Here is a 5,468-nt window from a genome sequence, read left to right on the forward strand (position 1 = left end):
CGCGGCGGAGGCGCGCGAGTTCCTCGCCGACGCCGCCCACGCCGTCGAGACGGCCGGGCGGGTGCTCGAGCGGGTGGTGGCCGGCGAGGCCGCGGCCCGGCGCGACCGCGAGGCCGTCCAGTCCCGGTCCCGGTCGGCGGCGGCGGCGGTGCAGGCCCTCGGTGGGGAGCACGCCCGCCTGGTCGAGGCCTCCCACGCGGAGGAGCTCGCCCGCACCGAGCAGCGGATGCGCCTGGAGCAGCTCGTCGAGACCGCCCGCGACGAGCACGGGCTGGAGCCCGACGCCCTGGTCCAGCAGTACGGCCCCGAGGTCCCGGTGCCCGTCGAGCGCGAGGGCGGCGACGGGTCGGTGGAGACCGACCACGAGCCGTACGACCGGTCGCGCCAGCAGCGCCGGCTCCGGGCGGCCGAGCGCGGCCTCGCCGAGCTGGGCACCGTCAACCCGCTGGCGATGGAGGAGTACACGGCGCTGGAGGAGCGGCACCGCTTCCTCCTGCAGCAGCAGCAGGACCTCAGCACGAGCAAGAAGGACCTGCTCGGCATCATCCGCGACGTCGACGCCCGGGTGGAGGAGGTGGTCTCCGCCGCCTACGCCGACACCGCCCGGGAGTTCGAGCAGATCATCCCGCGCCTGTTCCCCGGCGGCGTGGGTCGCCTGGTCCTCACCGAGCCCGACGACATCCTCACCACCGGCATCGAGGTCGAGGCGCGGCCCGCCGGCAAGACGGTCAAGCGGATGAGCCTGCTGTCCGGCGGCGAGCGCACCCTGGTCGCGCTGGCGTTCCTCGTCGCGCTGTTCAAGGCCCGGCCGAGCCCGTTCTACGTGCTCGACGAGATCGAGGCGGCCCTCGACGACGCCAACCTCGGTCGCCTGCTCGTGCTCATGGAGGAGCTGCGGGCCTCCAGCCAGCTCATCGTCGTCACGCACCAGAAGCGGACGATGGAGGCCGCCGACGCGCTGTACGGGGTCACCATGCGCGGCGACGGCGTCACGGCCGTGGTGAGCCAGCGGCTGCGCGAGGTCGTCTGAGCCTGCCGCCCGCCGACGGGGCCCATCCCGGCGCGGCTGCGAGGATGGCCGCATGATCGATGCCCTGGCCGCACCCGCCCCCGCCGACCTGGACGCCGTCCTCGCGCTGTCGTCCCTGGCCCCCGACGAGGTCACCGGCGTCGTCGTCGCCGCCGTGCTCGGTGTCTCCGCGCTCGTCGGCGCCGGCGTCGGCCTGGTCCGTCGGGCCCGGCACACCCGCGGCAGCGCCGGGCCCTGGCAGCCGCAGCCCGGCGTCGACTACACCCCCGGCGTCGGCGACGACGCCGGCGACCCGCGCGACACCCCGGTCCGCGGCGTGGAGACGCTCTCGCTGCCCGGCGACGGCGGCAGCACCGCCATCGGCGAGCTCGACCCGCGGCTGCTGGACGCGGTCGCCGGCCGCGACCTCGTCGACCCGGTCGTCGGCCGGCTCGGCCGGCTCCGGGCGCGCCTGGCCCGCTCCAACAGCGCGCTCGGCAAGGGACTGCTCGCCCTGCTGAGCCGCGACACCGTCGACGAGACCACGTGGGAGGAGGTCGAGGACATCCTCATCGGCGCCGACCTCGGCACCGGGCCGTCCCTGGAGCTCGTCGACCGGCTCCGTGCCCGGCTCGCCGGCGAGGGCCGCAGCGACGTCCGGACCGTGCTGCGCGAGGAGCTCGTCCGCGCCGTCGACCCCACCCTGGACCGCAGCCTCGCCGTCACCGCCAGCACCGACCCCACCACGGGCGCCCACCGCCCGGCCGTCGTCCTCGTCGTCGGGGTCAACGGCGTCGGCAAGACCACCACCGTCGGCAAGCTCGCCCGCGTCCTCGTCGCCCAGGACAAGGACGTCGTCCTCGGCGCCGCCGACACCTTCCGCGCGGCCGCCGCCGAGCAGCTCACCACGTGGGGCGAGCGCGTCGGCGTGCCGACGGTCCGCTCGGAGACCGAGGGCGCCGACCCGGCCGCCGTCGCCTACGACGCCGTCAAGGCCGGCGTGGAGCTCGAGGCCGACGTCGTGCTCGTCGACACCGCCGGGCGGCTGCAGAACAAGCGCGACCTCATGGACGAGCTCGGCAAGGTCAAGCGGGTCGTCGAGCGCCACGGCCCGGTCGACGAGGTCCTCCTCGTCCTGGACGCCACCACCGGCCAGAACGGCCTCATGCAGGCGCGGGTGTTCTCCGAGGCCGTCGCCGTGACCGGCATCGTCCTCACCAAGCTCGACGGCACCGCCAAGGGCGGCATCGTCGTGGCGGTCCAGCGCGAGCTGGGGGTGCCGGTCAAGCTCGTCGGGCTCGGCGAGGGCGCCGACGACCTGGCCCCGTTCGAGCCGGAGCAGTTCGTCGACGCCCTGCTGGACTGAGCCGGGGGCGGGGCGCCGGTCACGCCCCGCCGACCGGCCGTGAGCGGAGGGTCCCGGACAGTTCCCGGGACCGGCCCGCGTCACGCACCTTTCACACGACGGGGCCCGTCGTCACGTGCCTGTAACCCGCGGGGGGCGTGACGGAAACACCCCGACGCCACCGTTGCGGTCGTCGACAGGCCGGGCCCCTGCCCCGAGCCGTCCCACTGACCGGAAGGTGACAACCACATGGTGGACACGGGCACGACCGCCTGGATCCTCACCAGCGCCTCGCTGGTGCTGCTGATGACCCCGGCGCTCGCGATGTTCTACGGCGGCATGAACCGCCACCGCGGCGTCCTCAACATGATGATGATGAGCTTCGGGGCCCTCGGCCTCGTCAGCGTCCTCTGGGTCCTGTACGGCTACTCGTTCGCGTTCGGCGACTCCGTCGGGGGCCTGATCGGCAACCCGGTCCAGTACCTGGGCCTGGACGGCATCCTGCAGGCCGACGCCGAGATGACCGGCGACGAGGTCGCCGTCGGCACCTACCCGACGCTGGCCTTCGTCGCCTTCCAGGCGGCGTTCGCGATCATCACGGTCGCCCTCATCTCCGGCGCGGTCGCCGACCGCGCGAAGTTCAGCACCTGGATGGTCTTCTCCGGCATCTGGGTCTCGGTCGTGTACTTCCCGGTCGCGCACTGGGTCTTCGCCTTCCAGGGCGAGGAGCTCGACCAGGGCGGCTGGATCGGCTCCCGCCTGGGCACCATCGACCTGGCCGGCGGGACCGCGGTCCACATCAACGCCGGCGCCGCCGCCCTCGCGCTCGCGGTCGTCCTGGGCCGCCGCAAGGGCTTCGGCAAGGAGCCGATGCGCCCCAACAACCTGCCCCTGGTCATGCTCGGCGCAGGCCTGCTGTGGTTCGGCTGGTTCGGGTTCAACGCCGCCAGCTTCCTCACCGCCGACGGCGTCGCCGCCTACGTCTGGGTCAACACCCTCGTCGCCCCCGGCGCCGCGATGCTCGGCTGGCTCCTGGTCGAGCGGCTGCGCGACGGTGCCTCGACCTCCCTCGGTGCCGCCTCGGGCGTCGTCGCGGGCCTGGTCGCCATCACCCCCGCCTGCGGCGCGGTCACCCCGGTCGGGGCCATCCTCGTCGGCGCCATCGCGGGCGTGGTGTGCGCCTTCGCCGTCGGGCTGAAGTACAAGCTGGGCTACGACGACGCGCTCGACGTGGTCGGCGTGCACCTGGTCGGCGGCCTCGTCGGCACCGTCCTCATCGCCTTCTTCGCCTCCGCCGAGGCCACCGCCTACGGCCAGGACGGGCTCCTCTACGGCGGCGGGCTCGACCTGCTGTTCAAGCAGACGGTCCCGGCGCTCGCGGTGCTCGCCTACTCCTTCGTCGTCACCCTGCTCATCGGCCTGGCGCTCAAGGCCACCATGGGCTTCCGGGTCTCCGCCGAGGCCGAGGCCGAGGGCATCGACAGCGCCGAGCACGCCGAGTCCGCCTACGAGTTCTCCGGGATCGGCGCCCGCGCCTTCAGCCCGCGTACGTCCGAGTCCACCAGCAAGTCGGAGGTGTCCGCATGAAGCTCGTCACCGCGGTGATCAAGCCGCACAAGCTCGACGACGTCAAGAACGCCCTCGAGGCCTTCGGCATCCAGGGGATGACCGTCTCCGAGGCCTCCGGCTACGGCCGCCAGCGCGGCCACACCGAGGTCTACCGCGGCGCCGAGTACACCTCCGACCTGGTGCCCAAGGTGCGCATCGAGGTCCTCGTCGACGACACCGGGGCGCCCGACGTCCTCGACGTCATCGTCCGGGCCAGCCAGACCGGCCGGATCGGCGACGGCAAGGTGTGGGCCAGCCCGGTCGACGAGGTCGTCCGGGTCCGCACCGGCGAGCGCGGCGTCGAGGCCATCTGAGGCCTGCCGCCCCGCCCGTCCCGGGTGAGGCCCTGCGCCGGCGTGCTCCCTGCAGCACGCCGGCGCAGCCAGTCCGCCCACCGCTCGCGACCTCCGGGGGGAGACCCGCATGAGCCGCACCAGCCCGTCCGGTCCCGTGCAGGGGCCGCTCCCGCGCGACATGGCCAAGGACCTGCTCGCCGCCTCGGTCCGCTCCGCGCTCACCGGTGCCGCCCGCCGCCGCGCCCACAGCGACCTCGTCGTCTCCCGGCTGGGGGACGTCTGGCAGCACGCGCTGCGCACCACGGGCCTGGGCACGCCCGGCGAGGACGAGGACGCGCTCGTCGGGCCTCCCGGCGTGGCCCTGGCCATGGTCGGCAGCCTCGCCCGCGGTGACTCCGGGCCCGCCAGCGACGTCGACCTCCTGCTGCTGCACGAGGGGCGGCGGCTCCCGGTCGAGCGCCTCGGCGAGCTGGCCGACGCCCTCTGGTACCCGCTGTGGGACGCCGGTGTCCGCCTGGACCACTCGGTGCGGACCATCGCCCAGTGCCGCGAGGTGGCCGCGGCGGACCTGGCCGCCGCCGTGGGCCTGCTCGACGTCGCGCTGGTCGCCGGCGACGCCTCGCTGGTGTCCCACGCCCGCACCGTGCTGCTTGGCGACTGGCGCGCCTCGGCCCGCCGGCGCCTGCCGCAGGTGCTGGACTCCCTGGCCGAGCGCGCCCAGCGCCACGGGGACCTGGCCTACCTGCTCGAGCCCGACCTCAAGGAGTCCCGCGGCGGCCTGCGCGACGTGACGACGCTGCGGGCGATGTCGGCCTCGTGGCTCACCGACCGCCCCCACGGCCCCGGCATCGAGGCCGGGCACACGCTCCTGCTCGACGCCCGCGACGCGCTGCAGATGGTCACCGGACGGCCGGGGGACCGGCTCGGCCTCGCCGACCAGGACGCCGTGGCCGCCGTGCTCGGCCTCGCCGACGCCGACGCGCTCCTGGCCCGCACCGCCGAGGTCGGCCGCACCATCGCCTACGCCGTGGACACCACGGTGCGCCGTGCCCGTCAGTCGCTGCCGCAGCGCCGCTGGCGGCCGGGACCGCGCCGGCCCAGCCTGCGCCCGCTCGGCCACGGGCTCGTCGAGCACGACGGCGAGCTCGTCCTCGGCGTCGGCACCTCGCCCGCGGCCGACCCGTCGCTCGCCCTGCGCGCGGCAGCGACC

General features: G+C 75.0%; 5 protein-coding genes. All 5 read left to right on the top strand.

Annotated elements, in window-relative coordinates:
- The coding region (locus WCS02_RS16895; RefSeq protein ID WP_340295350.1) for an AAA family ATPase at positions 1–1,030 on the top strand (1,030 nt) is incomplete at its 5' end.
- Between the two features lie 52 nt (positions 1,031–1,082).
- Entirely contained in the window at positions 1,083–2,375 is a 1,293-nt protein-coding gene (ftsY, locus tag WCS02_RS16900; RefSeq protein WP_340295352.1) for a signal recognition particle-docking protein FtsY, read from the top strand.
- A 228-nt stretch (positions 2,376–2,603) separates the two neighbouring features.
- Positions 2,604–3,941, top strand: a complete 1,338-nt coding sequence (locus WCS02_RS16905; RefSeq protein ID WP_340295354.1) for an ammonium transporter — start codon at positions 2,604–2,606, stop codon at positions 3,939–3,941.
- Positions 3,938–4,276 (top strand): P-II family nitrogen regulator, encoded by a 339-nt coding sequence (locus WCS02_RS16910; protein ID WP_340295356.1) that lies wholly within the window; start codon positions 3,938–3,940, stop codon positions 4,274–4,276. Before WCS02_RS16905 ends, WCS02_RS16910 begins: the two co-directional genes overlap by 4 nt.
- 109 nt (positions 4,277–4,385) lie before the next feature.
- On the top strand, positions 4,386–5,468 hold a 1,083-nt coding region (locus tag WCS02_RS16915), incomplete at its 3' end, for a [protein-PII] uridylyltransferase family protein (RefSeq protein WP_340295358.1).

Origin of the sequence: Aquipuribacter hungaricus (genome assembly GCF_037860755.1) — a bacterium.
Taxonomy (GTDB): Bacteria; Actinomycetota; Actinomycetes; order Actinomycetales; family JBBAYJ01; genus Aquipuribacter; species Aquipuribacter hungaricus.